Source organism: Halorussus marinus, from assembly GCF_004765795.1.
Classification (GTDB): Archaea; Halobacteriota; Halobacteria; order Halobacteriales; family Haladaptataceae; genus Halorussus; species Halorussus marinus.
This window is the reverse complement of the sequence record NZ_SBIV01000009.1, coordinates 42,094-59,667: the sequence shown is the minus strand read 5'-3', so window position 1 is coordinate 59,667 and position 17,574 is coordinate 42,094. Positions and strand designations below refer to the sequence as shown.

At 69.3% G+C, this 17,574-nt stretch carries 19 protein-coding genes; 11 read left to right on the top strand and 8 right to left on the bottom strand.

Annotated elements, in window-relative coordinates; all coding sequences use genetic code 11:
- Window positions 1-49 precede the first annotated feature (49 nt).
- Together EPY72_RS16345 and EPY72_RS16340 are read left to right on the top strand one after the other, a co-directional pair.
- A complete protein-coding gene (locus EPY72_RS16345) occupies window positions 50-1,432 on the top strand; it encodes a bifunctional metallophosphatase/5'-nucleotidase (RefSeq protein ID WP_135807117.1) in 1,383 nt (460 codons plus the stop codon).
- 27 nt (window positions 1,433-1,459) lie between these two features.
- Window positions 1,460-1,861 (top strand): universal stress protein, encoded by a 402-nt coding sequence (locus EPY72_RS16340; RefSeq protein ID WP_135807116.1) that lies wholly within the window; start codon window positions 1,460-1,462, stop codon window positions 1,859-1,861.
- A 19-nt stretch (window positions 1,862-1,880) separates the two neighbouring features.
- On the opposite strand, the gene EPY72_RS16335 is transcribed toward EPY72_RS16340, so the two are convergent.
- Window positions 1,881-2,822 carry a mechanosensitive ion channel family protein gene (locus EPY72_RS16335; protein ID WP_135807115.1) on the bottom strand — a complete coding sequence of 314 codons (942 nt, stop codon included), beginning with the start codon at window positions 2,820-2,822 and terminating at the stop codon, window positions 1,881-1,883.
- Between the two features lie 138 nt (window positions 2,823-2,960).
- Here EPY72_RS16335 and EPY72_RS16330 point away from each other — a divergent pair, with 138 nt between their 5' ends.
- Window positions 2,961-4,103, top strand: a complete 1,143-nt coding sequence (locus EPY72_RS16330) for an acyl-CoA dehydrogenase family protein (RefSeq protein WP_135807114.1) — start codon at window positions 2,961-2,963, stop codon at window positions 4,101-4,103.
- A gap of 249 nt (window positions 4,104-4,352) precedes the next feature.
- On the opposite strand, the gene EPY72_RS16325 is transcribed toward EPY72_RS16330, so the two are convergent.
- Complete coding sequence (locus EPY72_RS16325; RefSeq protein ID WP_135807113.1) at window positions 4,353-5,609, bottom strand: Glu/Leu/Phe/Val family dehydrogenase; 1,257 nt, start codon at window positions 5,607-5,609, stop codon at window positions 4,353-4,355.
- A gap of 307 nt (window positions 5,610-5,916) precedes the next feature.
- On the opposite strand from EPY72_RS16325, the gene gdhB reads away from it, so the two are divergent.
- Window positions 5,917-7,218 carry a glutamate dehydrogenase GdhB gene (gene gdhB / locus EPY72_RS16320; protein WP_134672162.1) on the top strand — a complete coding sequence of 434 codons (1,302 nt, stop codon included), beginning with the start codon at window positions 5,917-5,919 and terminating at the stop codon, window positions 7,216-7,218.
- A 20-nt stretch (window positions 7,219-7,238) separates the two neighbouring features.
- On the opposite strand, the gene EPY72_RS16315 is transcribed toward gdhB, so the two are convergent.
- Window positions 7,239-8,096: an HpcH/HpaI aldolase/citrate lyase family protein gene (locus EPY72_RS16315; RefSeq protein ID WP_134672163.1), complete on the bottom strand. Its 858-nt coding sequence runs from the start codon at window positions 8,094-8,096 to the stop codon at window positions 7,239-7,241.
- A gap of 26 nt (window positions 8,097-8,122) precedes the next feature.
- On the bottom strand, window positions 8,123-9,016 hold the full coding sequence (locus tag EPY72_RS16310) for an outer membrane protein assembly factor BamB family protein (protein WP_168216059.1): 894 nt from the start codon (window positions 9,014-9,016) through the stop codon (window positions 8,123-8,125).
- 480 nt (window positions 9,017-9,496) lie between these two features.
- On the opposite strand from EPY72_RS16310, the gene EPY72_RS16305 reads away from it, so the two are divergent.
- Complete coding sequence (locus EPY72_RS16305; RefSeq protein WP_135807111.1) at window positions 9,497-9,964, top strand: MaoC family dehydratase; 468 nt, start codon at window positions 9,497-9,499, stop codon at window positions 9,962-9,964.
- A 16-nt stretch (window positions 9,965-9,980) separates the two neighbouring features.
- Here the strand turns inward: EPY72_RS16305 and EPY72_RS16300 are convergent, their stop codons facing one another.
- Window positions 9,981-10,352: a DUF5658 family protein gene (locus tag EPY72_RS16300; RefSeq protein ID WP_134672167.1), complete on the bottom strand. Its 372-nt coding sequence runs from the start codon at window positions 10,350-10,352 to the stop codon at window positions 9,981-9,983.
- Window positions 10,353-10,626: 274 nt separating this feature from the next.
- Here EPY72_RS16300 and EPY72_RS16295 point away from each other — a divergent pair, with 274 nt between their 5' ends.
- Entirely contained in the window at window positions 10,627-11,058 is a 432-nt protein-coding gene (locus tag EPY72_RS16295; protein WP_135807110.1) for a DoxX family membrane protein, read from the top strand.
- Window positions 11,059-11,064: 6 nt separating this feature from the next.
- Here EPY72_RS16295 and EPY72_RS16290 read toward each other — a convergent pair whose 3' ends face one another.
- Complete coding sequence (locus EPY72_RS16290; RefSeq protein ID WP_134672169.1) at window positions 11,065-12,840, bottom strand: acyl-CoA carboxylase subunit beta; 1,776 nt, start codon at window positions 12,838-12,840, stop codon at window positions 11,065-11,067.
- Between the two features lie 97 nt (window positions 12,841-12,937).
- On the opposite strand from EPY72_RS16290, the gene EPY72_RS16285 reads away from it, so the two are divergent.
- The 4 genes from EPY72_RS16285 (at window position 12,938) to EPY72_RS16270 (ending at window position 15,197) form a co-directional block, all read left to right on the top strand.
- Window positions 12,938-13,753, top strand: coding sequence for an NAD-dependent epimerase/dehydratase family protein (locus EPY72_RS16285; RefSeq protein WP_135807109.1), 816 nt, complete (start codon window positions 12,938-12,940; stop codon window positions 13,751-13,753).
- 82 nt (window positions 13,754-13,835) lie between these two features.
- Entirely contained in the window at window positions 13,836-14,312 is a 477-nt protein-coding gene (locus tag EPY72_RS16280) for a YbaK/EbsC family protein (RefSeq protein ID WP_134672171.1), read from the top strand.
- Between the two features lie 49 nt (window positions 14,313-14,361).
- Entirely contained in the window at window positions 14,362-14,787 is a 426-nt protein-coding gene (locus EPY72_RS16275; RefSeq protein WP_135807108.1) for a DUF4149 domain-containing protein, read from the top strand.
- A gap of 2 nt (window positions 14,788-14,789) precedes the next feature.
- Window positions 14,790-15,197, top strand: a complete 408-nt coding sequence (locus EPY72_RS16270) for a GIY-YIG nuclease family protein (RefSeq protein WP_135807107.1) — start codon at window positions 14,790-14,792, stop codon at window positions 15,195-15,197.
- A 34-nt stretch (window positions 15,198-15,231) separates the two neighbouring features.
- On the opposite strand, the gene EPY72_RS19560 is transcribed toward EPY72_RS16270, so the two are convergent.
- Complete coding sequence (locus EPY72_RS19560; protein WP_167599498.1) at window positions 15,232-15,408, bottom strand: hypothetical protein; 177 nt, start codon at window positions 15,406-15,408, stop codon at window positions 15,232-15,234.
- 89 nt (window positions 15,409-15,497) lie between these two features.
- Here EPY72_RS19560 and EPY72_RS16265 point away from each other — a divergent pair, with 89 nt between their 5' ends.
- Window positions 15,498-15,719: a YgaP family membrane protein gene (locus EPY72_RS16265; protein WP_135807106.1), complete on the top strand. Its 222-nt coding sequence runs from the start codon at window positions 15,498-15,500 to the stop codon at window positions 15,717-15,719.
- 7 nt (window positions 15,720-15,726) lie between these two features.
- On the opposite strand, the gene EPY72_RS16260 is transcribed toward EPY72_RS16265, so the two are convergent.
- Entirely contained in the window at window positions 15,727-17,238 is a 1,512-nt protein-coding gene (locus tag EPY72_RS16260; protein ID WP_135807105.1) for a phosphoenolpyruvate carboxykinase (ATP), read from the bottom strand.
- Between the last annotated feature and the right edge of the window lie 336 nt (window positions 17,239-17,574).

The window sequence follows — 17,574 nt, the reverse complement described above, 5'->3', positions numbered from 1 at the left end:
CGGGACCGTCTCGAAGGAGTCATACCGCGACCCTGACAACGGATCGGTAATGGCGCCCCGCCTCCTCCACTACTCCGACGTCGAGAACGTCTACGACTCCCCCGAACGGGCCGGTCGGCTCGCCGGACTGCTCCGAGAGCGCGCCGACGAGGACACCCTGATCGTCGGATCGGGCGACAACACCTCCCCGGGCGTGCTCGCGCTCGTCGAGGAGGGCGCGCAGGCGCTTGACTTCTACGAGGCGGTCGACCCGGACGTCGAGACGTTCGGCAACCACGAGTTCGACCACGGCCGGGCGGCGCTTGCCGAACTGATCGCCGACTCGCCCCAGACGTGGGTGAGCGCGAACGTGCGGACGGGCGACGGCGGACAGTTCGGCGCCGACGTCGGCGTCGCGCCCGCGACGACGCTGGACGCCGGCGCCGCGACGGTGGGGTTCGTCGGCGTCACCACCCCGCGGACCGCCTCGCTCAACCCCTTCGCGACCGATCTGGAGTTCCGCGACCCGATCGCGGGCGCTCGCGAGGCGCTCGCGGGCCTCGACGCCGACTACGCGGTGGTGCTCTCGCACCTCGGCCGGGGCGACGAAGACCTTGCGCGGGCGGTCGACGCCGACGCCATCCTCGGCGGTCACGTCCCGACAGAGCGCCGCGACCGGATCGACGGCACGCTGCTCACCCGACCCGGCGACGGCGGGTCGGTCGTCCTCGAAGTCGACCTGGCGACCGGCGAGGTGACTCGCCACCCGGTCGCGGACGCCCCGGTCGACGAGGCGGTCGCGTCGGCGATGCGCGCCCGCCTCGCCGAGGCCGGCCTCGACGAGACCGTCGGCGAGGTGGCCGACCCCATCGACCGCGCCGAGACCACGCTGTTCGGGGGGGAGAACCGACTGGGCAACTTCGTCGCCGACGCCTACCGGTGGGCGACCGGCGCCGCGGTCGGCCTCCAGAACGCCGGCGGGGTCCGGACCGGCGACGCGATCGCGGGCGAGGTGACCGCGGCCGATCTGGTGAGCGTCATCCCCTTCGAGGAGCGGGTCGTCGTCGCCGAGGTGCCGGGATCGGCGCTCCGGTCGGCGTTCGAGTGGGCCGCGGGCCCGGACCTCGACTTCGCCGAACCGGACTGGTGGCACGCCCAGATCAGCGGCGCCCAGATCGCGTGGGACCCGACCGCCTGCACCGTCGAGTCCGTCCGGGTCGACGGCGACCCCCTCGATCCCGACCGGACCTACTCGGTCGCGCTCTCGGACTACGTGCTCCACACCGACGACGAGTTCCCCTCGCTGGGCGAGGACCTCCGGGTCGAGCGCCACGGGATCCAGTACGAGGTGCTCGTCGAGTACGCCCGGGAGACGGGCGTGGACCCGACCGTCGACGGCCGGATCGTCGAGACCGCCGGGGCGGCCGGCCGGACGCCCGGAGCCGAGCGATAGAAGGGCTTTGGCGGCGTGAGAGCCGACATGACTCGCGTCGTCGTCCCCGTCCGGTACCCGCTGACTCGCCACTCCAGACGGACCCTCGCGGAGGCGATCCGCGTGGCCGACCAGCGCGACGCCACGCTCACCGTCCTCCACGTCAACCTCTACCACAGGGGTCGGGACGTGACCCGCGGGCAGTTAAAGCGCGCGGTCGAATCGGCGTTCGAGGGCCTCTCGCGGACGCGCTACGTGGTCCGAGAGGGGTTCCTCGTCGAGGAGACGATCCTCGAAGAGGTCGCGGCCGAGCGGGCGGACGTGGTCGTCATCGGCCACAAGCAGGTCGGGCGGTGGCGACGGATGTTCCGGGCGCTGACCGCCAACCCCGACATCGAGCGGTTTCTGCGCGAGCAACTCGACGCCGAGGTCCTCACCGTCGAGTCCTGACGCCGGGTTCCCGGCGGCCTCAGTCCGAGGCGTCGGACTCCCCCCGAGCCGATCGGTGTGGCCCGTCGCGGTCGATCTCGACCCGAGCGGTGCCGCTGGTCTCGTCGAACACGAGGTGGCTGTGGGGGTAGGCGATCTCGACGTCCGCGCCCTCGAGTTCGTCCCAGATGCGTTCGTTGAGCTTCGACTCGACTCGACCCATGTAGTAGGGCTCTTTGACCCAGTAGCGCAGGTCGAGCAACACCCCGTGGTCGGCGAACTCTTTGATGTAGGTGACCGGCGCCGACGGGTAGCGCGCGCTCCCCACGCGGATGTCCGGTCCGCCCTCGACGACCTCGGTCGTCTCGCGGGCCGCCCGCTCCATGATGGCGCGGGCCGCCTCGACGTCGCTCTCGTAGGTCACCAGCAGGGTGAGCGAGAGCCGCGACCGGGTGTCCTCCGCGGAGTAGTTGATGACGTCGCGCTCGCGCATGTTCGCGTTCGGAATCACGAGGAACGTGTTCTCCAACGTGAAGATCTTGGTGTACCGGATCGTGATGTCCTCGACGTACCCCTGTTTGCCCCGGTCGACCAGCTCGATCATGTCGCCGATCTCGTAGGGCTGGTCGGCGAGGATGAACAGGCCGTTGATGACGCTCCCGACGATCGGCGCGAGCACGAGGCCAAGCACCGCCGAGAACACGGTCACCGACAGCAGGATCTCGGTCCCCCGGAAGTTCAGGACGCGCGCGGCCGCGATCACCGCCCCGATCATCACGACCCCCCGAATCGCGCCTAACACCGTCTTGGTCAGGCTCGGTCGCTGGAACCGCCGGGCGACCGACCGGCCGACGACCCGGACCGCGAGCCGGCCGAGGTACCACCCGAGGATCACGATCAGCGTCGCCGCCAGCAGGTCGGCGACCGCCGAGGCCGCCAGCCACTCGATCGCGGTTCGAACCGTCTCCAGCGCGCTCGCCATGGCGTGTCGTCTCCGGCGACTCGCAAAACGTTTCGGACTCCGGGCGTTCGAGCCCCACGCTCCGAGAGATCAGAGTCGCGGCCCGCCGGCGCCCGACCCTTCGCTGTTTTTAATACGTCGCTCGCGCAATTTTTGCCCATGGACTTCAGCCTTCCCGACGAGCATCGGATGATCCGGGACACCGTCCGGGAGTTCTGCGAGGCGGAGATCGAACCCATCGCACAGGAGATCGAAGACGAACACCGCTTTCCCGCCGAGATCTTCGATCAGCTCGCGGACCTCGACGTGATGGGCGTGCCGGTCTCCGAGGAGTACGGCGGGCTCGGGGGCGACCAGCTCATGTACTCGCTGGTCGCCGAGGAGCTCGGCCGGGTCTCGGGCTCCGTCGGGCTCTCGTACGCCGCCCACGTCTCGCTTGCGACCAAGCCGATCGAGCTGTTCGGCACCGACGCCCAGAAAGAGCGGTGGCTCCGGCCGCTCGCGGAGGGCGAGCATCTGGGCGCGTGGGCGCTGACCGAACCCGGCTCGGGGTCGGACGCCAGCGACATGGACACCACCGCCGAACGGGACGGCGACGAGTGGGTGCTCAACGGCACCAAGCAGTTCATCACCAACGCCAACGTCGCCGGCTCGGTGCTCGTGAAGGCGGTCACCGATTCGGAGGCCGGCTACGACGGCATCTCGACGTTCATCGTCGACCCCGAGGAAGACGACGGCTTCGAGGTCACCACCGTCTGGGACAAGATGGGGTTAAACGCCTCGCCGACCTGCGAGATCCGGCTCGACGACGTGCGCCTCTCCGAGGACCGGCTTCTCGGCGAGATGGGCGAGGGCTGGGACCAGACCAAAAAGACCCTCGACGGCGGTCGCATCTCGATCGCCGCGCTCTCGACCGGGCTCGCTCAGGGGGCGTTCGAGGCCGCCAAGGCCTACAGTACCGAGCGCGAGCAGTTCGGCCACCCGATCTCGGAGTTCGACGCGATCCGAAACAAGGTGGTCTCGATGGACCGGAAGGTAGAGCGGGCCCGCCTGCTGACCCGCAAGGCCGCTTGGACGTACGATCAGGGCGAGCGCGTGAGCCACGAGAGCGCCCTCGCGAAGCTCGACGCCAGCGAGGCCGCCCGCGAGGTGGCCGAAGACGCCGTCCAGGTGCTCGGAGGCTACGGCTACACCGAGGACTTTGCACCCCAGCGGTTCCTCCGGGATGCGAAGCTCATGGAGATCGGCGAGGGGACCAGCGAGATCCAGCACTTAGTCATCGGTCGCGAACTCGGGCTGTGAGCCCCGAGCCCCGACCCGCCATCCGTCACGTTTCGGCGTTCACGGGGACGGCGCCATCCAAACGATAACACAGAACAGACATTTTGGTAAATCGAGGCCAGATCCTCATCCTCACTTTCACGTCGTCCTGTTCGATCCGCCGCGGTGATGACGGTCCGGACTATCGAGAAGAACACGACGGGACTCCGACGCCTACATGATCTCGGCCGCCTCTACCTATTAAGAGCACGGGTGCAAAAGAGCCCCGCTTCAGGGCCAGTTGCCGCCCTCTTCGTACGCGCCGAGCACGCGATCGATGGCGACGGCGTACGCGGCGGTTCGCATCGTCGGAGCGTCGGTCTCGTCGTAGGTGGCGACCAGTTCGTCGAAGGCGTCAGTGATGACCCGTTCGAGTTCCTCGTTGACGCGCGCTTCGGTCCAGTAGAACCGCTGGCGGTTCTGGACCCACTCGAAGTACGACACCGTGACCCCGCCGGCGTTCGCGAGGATGTCGGGGAAGACGTAGGTGTCGGTGTCGGCGAGCACGTCGTCGGCCTCGGGCGTGAGCGGCCCGTTGGCGGCCTCGACCACCACGTCGGCCGCGACGTCGGCCGCGAGGTCGCCGTCGATGGCGTTCTCCAGCGCGGCGGGGACCAGCAGGTCGACGTCGAGCGTGAGCAGTTCCTCGTTCGTGAACTCCTCGTCGGCACCGGGGTAGCCGGTGACGCTACCGGTCTCGTTCTTGTGGTCTTTGACGTCGCGGGGATCGAAGCCCGCCTCGTCGTAGACGGCGCCGCTGGAGTCGCTGACCGCGACGACGTTCGCACCGAGGTCGTCGATGAGCTTCGCGGCGATCCAGCCGGCGTTCCCGTAGCCCTGCACCGCGACGCTCGCGCCCTCGATCTCCTTGTCGAGGTAGTCGAACGCCTCGCGGGCGGTCAGCATCGTCGACCGACCGGTGGCCTCGACCCGGCCTTCGCTCCCGCCGCTGTCGAGGGCCTTGCCGGTGATGACGCCGGGCTCGGTGGTGTTTTCCAGCGTCTCGTAGGTGTCTTTGATCCAGTTCATCTCGCGCTGGCCGGTGTTGACGTCGGGCGCGGGGATGTCGCGGTCCTCACCGATCAGGGGCCGCAGTTCCGTCGCGAACGACCGGGTGATCCGTTCGAGTTCGGCCTCGCTGTACTCGCTGGGGTCGATGACGATGCCGCCCTTGCCGCCGCCGTAGGGGATGTCGACGATGGCGCACTTGTAGACCATCCACCCGGAGAGCGCCTTCACTTCGTCGCGCGAGACGCCCGGGTGGTATCGGATGCCGCCCTTGTACGGGCCGCGGTCGCCGTTGAACTGGGATCGGAACGCCTTGAACACCTCGACCGAACCGTCGTCCATCTCGACCGAGAGGTTGGTTTCGAGGACGCGTTCAGGGTGTTTCAGACGCGCCAGCACGTCGTCGTCGGCGTCGACGTACGCGGCGGCGTCGTCGATCTGTTCTTGTAGGCTCTCGAAGGGGTTTGCTTGCTCGGACATGGGTGGTACTGTCTGGCGTCACCTACTCCGTCACGACGGGGACTGATACCGTTTCCGAAACCAGTGGCCGCCTCGGCGCCATAGACGGTCGCGAGCGGGCGTTTCGGTTAATACGATTACGATTCTGCATCCGTCATACGTGTGTGTATAAGGCCCTAAGTCGTAACTATAGCATTAATATTTTATACGGCTACGGAAACCTTTGCCCCACGACGCGCCGCCAGCGCGACTCGCGCCGGACCGACACGCTCGCCGCTCCGACCGGGCGGCGAGCCCAGCGAGTCGGCGGACGACGCGACTACACACCATGTCTTCAGGCAAAACCGAATCCACGGAACAGCACGGGACCGACGAGGAGACCGAAGCGCCCGAGTCCGCGCTCGAAACCGCGCGCCGCCAACTCGAGCACGCCGCGGCCCACCTCGACGTCGATCCCGGCGTGATCGAGCGACTCAAACACCCGACGAAGGTCCACCGGGTCGCGGTGCCGCTCAAGCGCGACGACGGGAGCGTCGACGTGTACACGGGCTACCGCGCCCAGCACGACGACGTCCGGGGCCCGTACAAGGGCGGGCTTCGCTTCCACCCCCATGTGAGCGAGAAAGAGTGCGTGGGGCTGTCGATGTGGATGACCTGGAAGTGTGCGGTGATGGACCTGCCGTTCGGCGGCGGCAAGGGCGGGATCGTCGTGAACCCCAAGGAACTGAGCACCGAGGAAAAAGAGCGACTCACCCGCCGGTTCGCCGAGGAGATCCGCGACGCGATCGGCCCGAAACGCGACATCCCGGCGCCGGACATGGGCACCGACGCCCAGACGATGGCGTGGTTCATGGACGCCTACTCGATGCAGGAAGGCGAGACGATCCCCGGCGTGGTCACGGGCAAGCCGCCCGTGATCGGCGGGAGCTACGGCCGCGAGGAGGCTCCCGGTCGGAGCGTCGCTATCATCGCCCGCGAGGTCGTCGACTACTACGATCAGGACCTCGAAGAGACGACGGTGGCGGTCCAGGGGTTCGGGAGCGTGGGAGCCAACGCGGCCCGAGCGCTCGACGACTGGGGCGCGAACGTCGTCGCGGTCAGCGACGTCAATGGGGCGATCTACGACCCCGACGGCCTCGACACCCACGCGGTCCCCTCCCACGAGGAACAGCCCGAAGCGGTCATGACTCACGACGCCCCCGAGAAGCTCTCGAACGAGAAGATCCTCGAACTCGACGTGGACGTGCTGATCCCGGCCGCGATCGGGAACGTCATCACCGCCGACAACGCCGGCGACGTCGATGCTGACGTGGTCGTTGAGGGCGCCAACGGTCCGACCACCTTCGCCGCCGACTCGATCCTCGAAGAGCGGGGCATCGACGTGGTGCCCGACATCCTCGCGAACGCCGGCGGAGTCACGGTGTCGTACTTCGAGTGGCTCCAGGACATCAACCGTCGCCAGTGGTCGCTCGAACGCGTCAACGAGGAGCTCGAAGACCACATGCTCTCGGCGTGGAACGACGTTCGAGCCGAGGTCGAAGCCCGCGACGTGAGCTGGCGCGACGCCGCCTACATCGTCGCGCTCGACCGGATCGCCGAGGCGAAGAGCGTCCGCGGGCTCTGGCCCTGAGACCGGCGATCGACTGCGTTTCAGGCCTCGTCGGCGGCGCGGGCGTACGCGAGCACCCGCTTAGCTTGTGCGACCAGCGGCGCGTCGACCATCTCGCCGTCGACCCGGAAGACGCCCCTGTCGTCGGCGTCGGCCTCGCGCTTGGCCGACAGGACGCGCTCGGCCCACTCGATCCGATCGGGGTCGGGCGTGAACGCCTCGTTGACGACCGGTACCTGCGCGGGGTGGATCGTCATCTTGCCGTCGTACCCCAACTGAATCGCGAACTCGGTCGCCTCGGCGAGTCCATCGGTGTCCTCGATGTCCGTATGAATCGTGTCGATGGCGTCGACGCCGGCCGCGCTCGCCGCGAGGACGACGTGCTCGCGGGCGTAGAGCACTTCCGTTCCCTCGGTCGTTCGGGTCGCGCCCACGTCGGCCGACAGGTCCTCGGCGCCGAACGCGAGGGCGTCTACCGCAGACACCGCCGCGATCTCCCGGGCCGCCAGCACGCCGGCGGCGGTCTCGACCAGCGCCAGAATCGGAACGTCGGCGTCGCGCTCGTCGAGGAGTCGGACGAGCGTCTCGGCGTCGTCGGGCGACTCGGTCTTGGGCAACATCACCGAGTCGAGCGTCTCGCCCGCGCCCTCGCCGAGCACGCCGCTGAGGTCGTCGTCGGCCGCGATGCCGGTCGGATTGAGCCGAACGCAGACCTCACAGTCGGGGGCGAACTCGGGGTCGGCCAGCACCGCGTGTATCGCCTCGCGGGCCTCGTCTTTCCGGCCCGGCGCGACGGCGTCTTCGAGGTCGAACACGATCACGTCGGCGCCGGCGCTCGGCGCTTTGCGGAGCATCTCCGGGCGGTCGCCCGGCGTGAACAGGAGCGTTCTGCGAGCCATATCGAAAAAACGGATCGGGCCGGCCTTCAACGTACGTCCTTCGAAAGCGCACTGACGGCCCCGCCGCGGTCGGCGACGTACACCGTCGCGTCCGCGACGGCGGCCGGCGCGACCACGGCCTCCCCGGGCCGATGGCGCCACTCGACGGAGCCGGTCTCGATGTCGATCGCGTAGACGACTCCCGCTTCGTTGCCGACGATCGCGGTGCCGTCCGCGACGACCGCCGACGCCCAGATCCGGGCGCCGGTCTCGATGCGCCATCGCTCGGCGCCGTCTGGAGCGTCGAGCGCGTAGACGGCGCCGTCGGCGCTCCCCGCGACGACGGCGTCGCCGACGACCGCGGGTGACGCCCAGACGCCGGCGCCGGCGTCGAATCGCCACCGCTCTCGGCCCGTGACGGCGGAGACGGCGCGGATTCGACCGCCGTCGACGGTGCCGACGTAGGCCGTCTCGCCCTCGACGGTCGGGGCGCCGTGGACCGCCGCGTCGGGCGCGACCCGCCAGCGTTCCCGACCGTCGGTTCGGTCGTGGGCGTACGCGCCGCCGTCGAGACCCGCGAGAAAGAGGCGGTCGCCGTCGACCGCGAGCGCACAGATGGCTCGGGCCGCGTTCCGGAAGCTCCCGGCCCGCGTCCCGTCTTCGGCGTGGAGGGCCGTTACCCGACCGCCGTCGCCCGCGACGTACACCGTCCCGTCGGCGACGACCGGCCCGGCCCGCAGTTCCCGGCCGGTCGCGAACGTCCACCGGCGCTCCCCGGTCGCCGGATCGAGCGCGACCACCGTCCCGTCGGCGGCCGCCGCGTAGACGAGTCCGTCGGCGACCGACGGCGCGGAGACGCGTCCGCCAAGCCGGACGGTCCAACGGACCGAGCCGTCCGGGGCAAGCGCACGCGCGTAGCCGTCCGCGCAACCGAGGTACACGCTTCGGTCCCCCGCGGCGGATGCGACCTCGACCGGGCCGCGGGCCCGGAATCGAAACCGCACTCGGGGATCGTCCGATCGGCGGCCAGTCGGGCCCCTCGACGCCGCGTTCGGCGGGCGCGCCGCTTCGCGCCCGGTCGCGCCGCCCGTCGCCGGACGCACACGCGGGGGTCGGTCCCCGCGTGCGTCCGAGCTGTCGCCGACCGGGGGCTGGTCGCCCTGCGGTGTCCTCGGCACCGCGTTCCGGCCGGCGGGCGAGTCGGCGCGCTCACGTTCCCCTCCGGGTCGCGCCCACACGAACTGGCGTCGGTCTTCGGACATGGATTGTCTCGGTTACCGGACTGCATCCCGAGTTACCGCCGACGTACCCTTTGTTATGGGCCGATTACCGCCGTCGTAGGCGCTCCATACTCGGGAAGCGAGCGCGCCACCGGCGTCGAACCGGCGGGGTTTTTGACCGAGCGCGCCGACCCCCCGGTCGTGACGGGACTGTACTACGAGGAGTTCGAGGTCGGCGAGACCATCGAACACGAGAAACGCCGGACGGTGAGCGAGAGCGACAACCAGCGGTTCTGCGATATGACGATGAACCAACAGCCCCTCCACCTCGACGCCGACTTCGCCGCCGACACGGAGTTCGGCGACCGGCTCGTCAACGGGCTCTACACCATGAGTCTCGCGGTCGGGCTCTCGATCCCCGAGACCACCGACGGGACGATCGTCGCGAACCTCTCGTACGACGGGGTCGAACACCCCAACCCGGTCTTCCACGGCGACACCATCCGGGCGCAGTCGACCGTGACCGACAAGCGCGAGACCTCCGACGGCGAACGGGGCGTCGTGACGATGCACGTCGAGGCGTTCACGGTGGACCGAGACGACGACGAGGAGACGCTGGTCTGTGAGTTCGACCGGACGGTCCTGTCGCTGAAGCAGACAAACCAGTAGCGCGGCTTCAGTCTTCTCAGAGCACGGCCGCGTACAGCGAGAGGTTGATACCCGCGGCCGCCAGCCACGGGACCGCGAGCCCGGCCGGCACCAGCGCGCCGTGGCTGTCGGGAAGCAGGCGGCGACAGCCCACCCCGACGCCCAGCGCGAACAGTTTGAGCCCGCCCATCGCCGCGAACCCGAACCGCTCGATCGCGGCCCGGGCGACCGGGTTCGACTCGACCAGCCCGAGCTGGAGGCCGTAGTAGGTCGTGGCGAGATCGCCGACGAGCCCGACCGCCACGAGCGCCCAGAGCGCTCGCTCGGCGCGGCTCGCCCTCGAGAAGGGGTCGGTCGCGCGGTGGTACGTCCGAGTCGCCGTCGGCCAGTAGCGTCCGTCAGAGCCCATAGATATCAGGTGCGGGCGCGAGCGCTCCGCCTCACGGACGCAAAGAGGACGGGCTCCCGGATTGTTATGAGGCTCCTTAGTCGGTGACACGCCGGATTAACCCGGCCGAACCGACCGTCGCGCTCGCCGCCCCGATCCGGGCGACGCCCCCTGTAGCGTCGGTTTCGGCGGACAACTCGGCGTTACGCGCCTCGTTCGAGGGCTCCGAGCCCGCGCCGGGGGGTGGCGTCGCTCGACCGCGGGACTTTCGGCGGCCGGGTCCGTAGCCGGCCGCATGTCGACCAGCGACGGTTCGTCGGTGCTCGAATCGGTGGCCGACCGAGCGGCCCGGGCGCTCCCGCCGTCCCCGACGCTCGCGCGGTGGGGGCTCGGCGGGATGTTGCTCGCGGCGGGTGTCCACAAGCTACTGAACCCCGGGGCGTGGGCGGTGTACGTCGTCGACTGGCTCGCACCGCTGTTGGTCGTCTCGCCCGTCGCGTTCATGCTCGTCAACGGGTGGCTCGAAATCGGGTTCGCCCTGCTACTGGTCGCCGACCGGTACACCGGCGTCGCGGCGTCGGTGGCCGCCGCGTCGCTGACCGCCACGATCGGCTACCTCGCGGTCGTGTGGGCGACGTCCGGGCGCTTCGGCGACGTGATCGCCCGCGACGTGGGACTGCTGGGGCTGGCGCTGGCGGTGTTGGCCGACGCCCTGAGGGGCGAGTGACCCCGATTACAGGATCGTGCCGTGCTTCTTGTCGGGCAGGTCCTTCTCGATGCCCTCGTAGAAGTCGAACCGGTTGACGAGTTCGGTCCGCAGGGTGCTCGGCGGGACGATCTCGTCGATGACGACCTCACTCGCCATCCGGTGGACGTCGATGTCCTCGCGGTACTCCTCGCGGAGCTCTTGCTCTTTGCGGGCGCGCTCGTCCTCGTCGTCGATCTCGGCGAGCTTCCGGGCGTAGACCGCGTTGATGGCGGCTTCGGGCCCCATGATCGCGATCTCACCCGACGGGAGTCCGAGGACGCTCTCGGGGTCGTAGGCGGGGCCGCCCATCGCGTAGATGCCCGCGCCGTAGGCCTTCCGGACGACGACGGTCTGCTTGGGGACGGTCGCCGAGGAGGTGGCGTAGATGAACTTCTTGCCCTTCTCGAGGATGGCGTCTTTCTCGACCTGCGAGCCCGCCATGAAGCCGGGGGTGTCACAGAGGTACAGGAGCGGAATATCGTAGGCGTCGCAGGTCCAGATGAACTCCGCGGCCTTCTCGGCGGCGTCCGGGAAGATTGCGCCGGCCCGCTGGGCGGGCTGGTTCGCGACGATGCCGACCGGCCGGCCGTCGATCCGGGCGAACGCGGTGATGATCTCCTTGCCGTACTCGGGCTTGAGTTCGAAGTACGACCCCGCGTCGATCACCCGGTCGATCACGTCGGTCATGTCGTAGCCCTTGTTGGGCTCTTGGGGCACGATCGAGTCGATTCCCTCGGGGGCCTTCGACGGGGGCGTCCCTTCGGTTTGGGGCGGCTTCTCGTCGGCGCTGTCGGGGAGATAGGAGACGAGGTCGGCGACGAGCTGGCGGGCGTGCTCCTCGTCGTCGGCCACGAGGTCGGCGCTTCCCGACTGGCGGGCGTGGACGTCCGGGCCGCCCAGCTCCTCGAGTTCGATGTCTTCGCCGGTGACCATCTGGACCATCCGGGGGGAGGCGATCGCCATCGCCGACATGTCCCGGACCATGATCGTGAAGTCCGCGAACACCGGCGTGTAGGCCGCGCCCGCGATGCAGGGCCCGTAGAGCACGCAGATCTGGGGCACCCGCCCGGAGAGCATCGAGTGGTTGTAGTAGTACTTCCCGATGCCCTCGCGGTTGGCGAAAAAGCCGGTCTGCTGGTCGATGCGGCCGCCCGAGGAGTCCATCAGATAGAGGACGGGCTTGCCCGACTTCAGCGCGCGCTGTTGCATCCGGAGGAACTTCTCGACGCCCTTCTGGGCCATCGACCCCGCCTTGACCGTGAAGTCGTTGGCCATGAAGTGGAGCTGTCGGCCCTCGAACTCGGCGGCGCCGGTCAGCAGGCCGTCGCCCGGGAGTCGGTCGTCGTTGTCGGCCTCGACTTCGGGGCTGTCGGGGTGCCACGCGTCGAAGTTCGCGAACTTCCCGTCCTCGAACAGCAGTCCGTCCTCGCCGAACCAGAGGTCGAGCCGATCCCGGACGAACAGCTTGCCCTGCTCGTCGAGGCGCGCTTTGTACTTCTCGGGGCCGCCCAGTTCGATGTCCTCGATCTCGTCCCACAGGCGCTCCTCGCGGTCGGTGGGGCCGAGGCCGTCGGCGTGGTCGGCTTCGACGCCGGCCGTCGGGCGCTCGGTCGATCCGGCGGTCGGCCGGTCGCGGACGACCGCGGGGGCGTCTGCGTCCCCGACGTACACTTCCACCTCGTCGCGGACGTGGCGGGCGAGCGCCGCCGCGATGGCGGCGGCCTCGTCGTCGGTCGCCCCGTCGCTGATACGGACTTGCATGCCTCGGAGTGCGGCCAGCGATTTCAAACAGTTTTCCCTTTGGATTGGGGCAGGTTTTCCCCGACCGAACTAAGGGCGTGTCGCTCCCGCAGATTGTATGGACGTCTTGCTCACCGGCGCGCACGGCACCGTCGGCACCGCCGTCACCGACTCCCTCGGCGACGACCACGAGTTCACGCTGCTCGACCGCGAGGACCACCCCGACCGCGAGACGGTCGTCGCGGACGTGAGCGACTACGACGCGATCCGTCCGGCCTTCGACGGTCAGGACGCCGTGGTCCACCTCGCGGCCTACCCCAGCACCGACGGGACGTGGCCCGACGTGTTAGAGAACAACGTCGTCGGCACCCAGAACGCGCTCGAAGCCGCCGCCGACGCCGGCGTCGAACGCTTCGTGTTCGCCTCCTCGATCCACGCCGTCGGGATGTACGAGGTCGACAACGCGCCCGAGATCTACTCGCGGGACTTCGAACTGAGCGTCGACCACGCCGACCCGGTCCGCCCCGACTCGCCGTACGGCGCCTCGAAGGCCGCCGGCGAGGACTTCGCGCGATTCTACGCCGAGAACCGCGACCTCCGGGTGTACGCTCTCCGGATCTGTAGCATCCGGGACCCCGAGTACGACCACCCCTACGGCGACGCCGAGCGCGGCGTCGAGGACGGCCGGTGGGAGCGCGACAGCGCGGAGTACGACCGGATGGTCGCCCGGCTGAAGGGGACCTGGCAGTCCCGCCGGGACTTCGCCCACATGGTCGAGTGCTGTCTCGCCGACGAGCGCGTGGAGTTCGACGTCTTCTACGGCGTCAGCGACAACGACCCGGACCGCCGGTGGGTCGACCTCGATCACGCTCGCGAGGTCCTCGGGTACGACCCGGTCGATCGGGGCGACGACTGGGACGCGCCCCCGGAGTGAGCCGGGAGGAGTCGGTCGACCGAGCCGCGCGGTTTGCCGTTTCGCCCGACCTATTTGAACCCGGGGCTCGCTACTCTGTGCCATGCACCAGCGAGCGAGCGAGTTCACCGAGCGCGCGAGCAGGGAGTACGGCTTCGACCCCGACGTGGAAGAGTTCCCCGAGGGGACCAAGACCGCCGCCGACGCCGCCGAGGCGATCGGTTGCGACGTGGCCCAGATCGCCAGCAGTATCGCGATGCGGGCCGACGACTCGCTCGTCGTCGTCGTCACCAGCGGCGCCAACCGGGTCAGCGAGGCGAAGGTCGCCGAGCACAGGGGCGTCGCCCCCGAGGCGGTCGGGATGGCCGACGCCGCCGAGATCAAGTCGGTCCTCGGGTGGTCGATCGGCGGGGTGCCGCCGTTCTGCCACGACGCCGACGTGCCGGTGTACGTCGACGAGACGCTGACCACCTTCGAGACGGTGTGGGCCGCCGCCGGCACGCCCGAGGCGGTGTTCCCGATCGACCCCGAGACGCTCGTCGACCTCTCGGGCGGCACGGTCGCGGACGTGGCCGAGTAGCTCGGCCGGTTCCAAACGGTTGATTTGGGCGGGCTCCCAACCGCCGGGCATGAGCCTCGCACAAACCGCGCTCGCGGTCGTCGTCGACGCCGCGCTCGGCGTCTGGCTCGGGAGCATGCTGTTTTTCTCGTTCGTGGGCGCGCCCACCGTCTTCGACGTGCTCGGCGACGACGCCGGGCGGGTGGTCAACGCCATCTTCCCCAAGTACTACGTCTTCGGCGTCGCGCTCGGCGCCATCGCGGGCCTCGGGGCGGTCGCCGCCGGGCTGTCTGGGGAGTTCGACTCGAACCGGCTGGGCGTGCTCGCGCTCGCCGGGATCGGCGCGGCCAACGCCGCGTACGCCCGGTGGGTGCTCGTGCCGAAGATGGACCGGGCCGGCGAGGACGCGTTCGCCCAGTACCACAAGCAGTCGGTCGCGCTGAACGGCCTGACGATGCTCGCGGTCGGCGGGGCGCTCGTCCTCTCGCACCTCTGAGTATGAAAGGCACTTACACGCTCGTGGTGGAACTCCGCGAGTCGGCCACCGTCGAGTTCGGCGCCGCGGGCGCCCGGGACCTCCCGGCGGGCTGGTACGCCTACACCGGGAGCGCGTTCGGTCCGGGCGGGTTCGCGCGGGTCGAGCGCCACCGCGAACTCGCCCGCGGGGAGCGCGACGCCCGCCACTGGCACGTCGATTACCTGCTGGGCCACCCCGCGAGCCGGATCGTCGAGGCCGTCAGGACCGCGGACGCCGACGTCGAGTGTGCGGTCAGCGGCGCGCTCGACGCCGAGCCGATCGCGGGCCTCGGGGCGTCGGACTGTGACTGTGACTCGCATCTCCGATTTTCCCCGGATCGGGAGGCCTTAGAGCGGGCGGTCCGACGGGCCCACGACCGCGCGGCGTAACGTCGGCTGAAGTCCGAGCGCGGAGTCACTGCGCTCACGCCGTCTCGGCCGCGTCGGATCGAACCATGGCGGCCAACAGCAGTGCGAACGCGACCGCGTACGATCCGTACTGCAGGTACCAGATCGTATCCGCGAGCAACAGGTGGGCGACGACGAACACGGCCAGCCCGGTGGTCAGTAAGCCGACCCACTCGGCGTCGTTCTCGGACATGGCCGATTCTTGACTCTTTGCACACATATTACTTCGGGGCCACTTCCGCCGGGAGTACCGTTAACTGCGTTCGGTCCTCAGTAGCGTCTATGCCACTACGGAAAAACGTCGGCGGCACAGACCGCCTCGCCCGCGGCGTCGCCGGCGCGGCGCTGGCCGGACTCGCGGTCGTCGCGTCGGTCACCGGTCGCGGTCCCCTCGCGGTCGTCGCGGCGCTCGCGGGCGGCGGACTGCTGTTCAACGCCGCCACGCAGTTCTGCGGCGTGAACGCACTGTTCGGGATCGACACCTGCTCGCGAAACGCGGAGTGATCGCGGGCTAGTACACCGCGTCCCGGATCTCGTCGGCGAGGTCCGCGAAGGTGTCGAGGTGGGTCCGGCGCTCGGTCCGCATCCGCTCTTGCTCGCGGTCGAACTCCTCGACGTGGTCGGGGACGTAGAACGCCGAGACGTCCATTCCGGGCACCTCGCTGGGGATCGTCAGCCCGAGGGTGTCGTCGAACTCCCACTCGACGGTGCCCCGCGCGATCTCCCGGAGGAGCGTCACCGACTCGGCGACGCCGATGTCTTTCGACTTCGCGCCGAGGTGGCCGGTGTTGAGCACGAAGCAGTCGACGTCGAGATCCGCCACCAGTTCCCGAAAGCGGTTGCCCTCCTCGCCCTTCGACCCGACGATGAAGGGGTTGGTGCCGACTACGCGGATCGACTCGCCGGCCTTCGAGGGGTCGCCCGCGCTGGTCTGGATGGACTCCCCGAGCATGAACGCCGCGGCGGCCCGTTCGGGCGAGAGCTTCGCGACCGGCGGCATCGTCGGGTTGCGCGTGATGAAGAAGATCTGATCGACCGAGTCGAGATCGACGTCCTCGCCCGCCGACGCGAGGTGGTCGCGCTCGATGACCGCCCGGCCGTTCGCGGTGTGCCGATCGCTGTCGAAGTCGACGGTCCCGTCGTCTGCCACGTCGACGTTCTCCAGCACCGCCGACTCGTGGGTCACCGCCTCGTACATCGCGGGCTGTTCGTCGGCGTCGAGGCCGATGGTCTTGACGTACAGCCCGTTGCCCTCGCTGCCCGCGACGGTGCCGTCGGGCAACAGCGCACAGACGTCGTCCTGAAGCATGGTCGCGGACTCGGGGGCGTCGAGCCAGAGGCCGTGTGCGGTCAGCGTCGACTTCCCGGTGGCCGACAACCCGAGGAACAGCTGGCCGACCTCCTCGAGGTCGCCGTCGCGTTCGAGGGTGACGCGCTTGCTCCCGGCGTGGAGCCCGAGCCCGCCCTTCTTCTTCGCGTAGAACATGAACAGCCGGAGGAACGACTTTTTGGCCTCGCCGGTGTAGTCGCTCCCGCGGACCGCGGTCAGCCCCTCCTCGGGCAGGATTCGGATCGCGGTCTCGTCGGCGTCGGGCACCTGCACCGTCCGGAAGTCCGGCTCGGGGTTGCCCTCGACGGGTTCGAACAGCTTCGCCCACGCCAGCGCGATCCGGCCGTACTCGGCCGGGACGTAGAGCCGGCAGACGTACGAGTGGTCTGGGTGGCGGCCCATCCGGCGGTCGAGACACACCATCTCGTTCGAGCGGGCGTACTCGACGGCGGCCTCGACGTGTGCGTAGTCGCCGGCGCCGAAGTCGTCGTCGACCGCGTTTTTCGTCCGGTCGGCGTTGCGCGAGCGCTCGTCGCTGACGTACGACGGCGAGCCAAAGGCCGTCTCGGTTTCGAGGTGCGACGAGAGTGCTCTGAGTCGGTCGAGCGACGGGTCGTACTCGACGTTGTCCGCGTCCTCGGGGTCGGGGAGCGCCGTCGACAGTGGTTTGGCTGTCTTCCCGGATTCTGACATCGAGTGAACCCAGCAGATGCGGACGTATAATTATGCACCATTTACCAGCTTCACGCCGTCGAACCGTCCGAATTCTTGATTTCGTCCCGAGTGAATAATTCGCGTTACCGGCGACCGCGACGCCGACTGCTCGCCGACCGGTCGGCCCGCGGCCCCGACGACTCGGCCCAGCACGAGTCCGGGTCGACCTGTGTTCGGTTACGACTCGATTACGTCCGCGATCACCGACGCGACGACGAGGGCTCGGTCGCGCCGGTGGGCCTCGCCCCGCCGGCGTCGATTCCCGCGGCGCTGTAACGTGACGCCACTTTTAAGCGCGACTCCGGCGAACCGTCG

Excerpts from the sequence above, each read along its gene's own strand:
- EPY72_RS16345 (WP_135807117.1), top strand. The coding sequence starts at position 50 with ATGGCGCCCCGCCTCCTCCACTACTCCGACGTCGAGAACGTCTACGAC.
- EPY72_RS16340 (WP_135807116.1), top strand. The coding sequence starts at position 1,460 with ATGACTCGCGTCGTCGTCCCCGTCCGGTACCCGCTGACTCGCCACTCC.
- EPY72_RS16335 (WP_135807115.1), bottom strand. The coding sequence starts at position 2,822 with ATGGCGAGCGCGCTGGAGACGGTTCGAACCGCGATCGAGTGGCTGGCG.
- EPY72_RS16330 (WP_135807114.1), top strand. The coding sequence starts at position 2,961 with ATGGACTTCAGCCTTCCCGACGAGCATCGGATGATCCGGGACACCGTC.
- EPY72_RS16325 (WP_135807113.1), bottom strand. The coding sequence starts at position 5,609 with ATGTCCGAGCAAGCAAACCCCTTCGAGAGCCTACAAGAACAGATCGAC.
- gdhB (WP_134672162.1), top strand. The coding sequence starts at position 5,917 with ATGTCTTCAGGCAAAACCGAATCCACGGAACAGCACGGGACCGACGAG.
- EPY72_RS16315 (WP_134672163.1), bottom strand. The coding sequence starts at position 8,096 with ATGGCTCGCAGAACGCTCCTGTTCACGCCGGGCGACCGCCCGGAGATG.
- EPY72_RS16300 (WP_134672167.1), bottom strand. The coding sequence starts at position 10,352 with ATGGGCTCTGACGGACGCTACTGGCCGACGGCGACTCGGACGTACCAC.
- EPY72_RS16295 (WP_135807110.1), top strand. The coding sequence starts at position 10,627 with ATGTCGACCAGCGACGGTTCGTCGGTGCTCGAATCGGTGGCCGACCGA.
- EPY72_RS16290 (WP_134672169.1), bottom strand. The coding sequence starts at position 12,840 with ATGCAAGTCCGTATCAGCGACGGGGCGACCGACGACGAGGCCGCCGCC.
- EPY72_RS16285 (WP_135807109.1), top strand. The coding sequence starts at position 12,938 with ATGGACGTCTTGCTCACCGGCGCGCACGGCACCGTCGGCACCGCCGTC.
- EPY72_RS16280 (WP_134672171.1), top strand. The coding sequence starts at position 13,836 with ATGCACCAGCGAGCGAGCGAGTTCACCGAGCGCGCGAGCAGGGAGTAC.
- EPY72_RS16275 (WP_135807108.1), top strand. The coding sequence starts at position 14,362 with ATGAGCCTCGCACAAACCGCGCTCGCGGTCGTCGTCGACGCCGCGCTC.
- EPY72_RS16270 (WP_135807107.1), top strand. The coding sequence starts at position 14,790 with ATGAAAGGCACTTACACGCTCGTGGTGGAACTCCGCGAGTCGGCCACC.
- EPY72_RS19560 (WP_167599498.1), bottom strand. The coding sequence starts at position 15,408 with ATGTCCGAGAACGACGCCGAGTGGGTCGGCTTACTGACCACCGGGCTG.
- EPY72_RS16265 (WP_135807106.1), top strand. The coding sequence starts at position 15,498 with ATGCCACTACGGAAAAACGTCGGCGGCACAGACCGCCTCGCCCGCGGC.
- EPY72_RS16260 (WP_135807105.1), bottom strand. The coding sequence starts at position 17,238 with ATGTCAGAATCCGGGAAGACAGCCAAACCACTGTCGACGGCGCTCCCC.